2 protein-coding genes are annotated in these 1,566 nt (G+C 66.5%); both read left to right on the top strand.

Annotated features, from left to right (window positions below; all coding sequences use genetic code 11):
- Positions 1-328: 328 nt before the first annotated feature.
- Complete coding sequence (locus QZX93_RS09385; protein ID WP_295388660.1) at positions 329-1,093, top strand: cobalamin biosynthesis central domain-containing protein; 765 nt, start codon at positions 329-331, stop codon at positions 1,091-1,093.
- Positions 1,090-1,494: a cobalamin biosynthesis protein gene (locus tag QZX93_RS09380; RefSeq protein WP_295388657.1), complete on the top strand. Its 405-nt coding sequence runs from the start codon at positions 1,090-1,092 to the stop codon at positions 1,492-1,494. Before QZX93_RS09385 ends, QZX93_RS09380 begins: the two co-directional genes overlap by 4 nt.
- Positions 1,495-1,566 lie beyond the last annotated feature (72 nt).

The raw sequence follows: 1,566 nt of genomic DNA, 5'->3' as shown, positions 1-1,566 counted from the left end.
GGGTCCGCTTCTTCTTGCCGGCAAAATCGGGGTGGGCGCAGGATGGATGCGTCATCGTTCAGTGTATCGGCGGTGGCAGGTTGTCCGGAATTTTATCACTCAGGCCCCGTTGATGCACCGGAATAAATCAGCGCATCCCTAAAGAGACAGTGGTCCGCAAATGAACGCAAATAAACGCAAATGAGACAGGCGCAAATCAAGCCCCGGATCGCTATTCGCTTTTCTTGTTTCTCTTGGGGTGCGATTCCGCTTTTGAGGATTATTCGCGTTCATTTGCGTTCATTTGCGGACAACTCTTTTCCTTCCAACCTGCATTCCTTGCCGATCCATGCCAACCATTCCCCCCGAACGCCCGCTCGCCGTCCTGGCCATCACCCGCGCCGGTATTGCACTGGCCGGCGCGGTGGTCAAGGCACTGCCCGGGGCGCGTCTCTATGCCCCGCAGGCGATGGGTGATCTGGCCGAAGCCGCGGCCCCCGGCGCCTGCACCTGTTACAGCGGCCCGCTGCGCGAACTGATCCCGCGTCTGTTCGCTGACTGCGGCGGGATCGTCGCTATTTTTTCGGTGGGCGCGCTGGTGCGCTTGATCGCCCCGCACCTGCGCGACAAGCACCAGGACCCCGCGGTGGTGGTGCTGGATGAGGCCGGTCGCTTCGCGATCCCGGTCCTCTCCGGCCATCTGGGCGGGGCCAATGCACTGGCGGGACGCCTGGCCGCGGCCCTGGGGGCGACGCCGGTGCTCACCACCGCCTCGGACGTGCGCCAGACCCTCGCGGTGGATCTCCTCGGGCGCGAACTGGGCTGGACCCTCGAGGCGAGTGCCAACGACCTGCTGCGGGCGAGTTCCGCGGTGGTCAATGACGAGCCGGTCGCCTTGGTGCAGGAGGCCGGGAGCCGCGACTGGTGGCCGGGGCATGCCAATGGGCGGGCCGGTCCATTGCCGGCCAACCTGCATTGCTTCAGCAGTCTGGATGCGCTGGACCTGGGTCACTATCGCGCCCTGCTGTGGATCGGCGACCGTCCCCTGCCGCCGCTGCCGGAGGGATTCAGCGGCGCGCTGGTGATCTACCGGGTCCCGGAGGCGAGTCAATGAACCATCGCCTGGCCCTGGGCCTGGGTTGCGACCGCGGCACTCCTGCCGCCACCCTGGAGCGTGCCGTGAGCGAGGCACTCGCCATCCTGGGCGCCGACCCGGCCCAGGTGGCCGCGGTGGCCAGCATCGATTTGAAGGCGGACGAGGTAGGGCTGGCCGCCGTGGCCGCGTATCATGGCTGGCAACCCGTCTTTTATCGCGCGGCCGAACTGGCGTGCGTGCAGGTCCCCAACCCGTCGGAGACGGTGCGCCGTCACACCGGCACCCCCTCGGTGAGCGAGGCCGCGGCCCTGTTGGCGGCGGGTCGCTCGGGCGGGCCCTTACTGGTCGAAAAACATAAGGTACGAGACACCGACGGCAAACACGCCACGGTGTCCATTGCGAGGATGATTGATGACTGAGAGTCCCACCCGCGGCACGCTCTTCCTGGTCGGCATCGGTCCCGGCGGCGAGGCCCACATGACCGCCCGTGC

It is taken from the genome of uncultured Thiodictyon sp. (genome assembly GCF_903946935.1).
In the GTDB taxonomy this organism is placed as follows: domain Bacteria; phylum Pseudomonadota; class Gammaproteobacteria; order Chromatiales; family Chromatiaceae; genus Thiodictyon.
The sequence above is the reverse complement of the archived record's forward strand: the minus strand, read 5'-3'. Positions and strand labels throughout refer to the sequence as shown.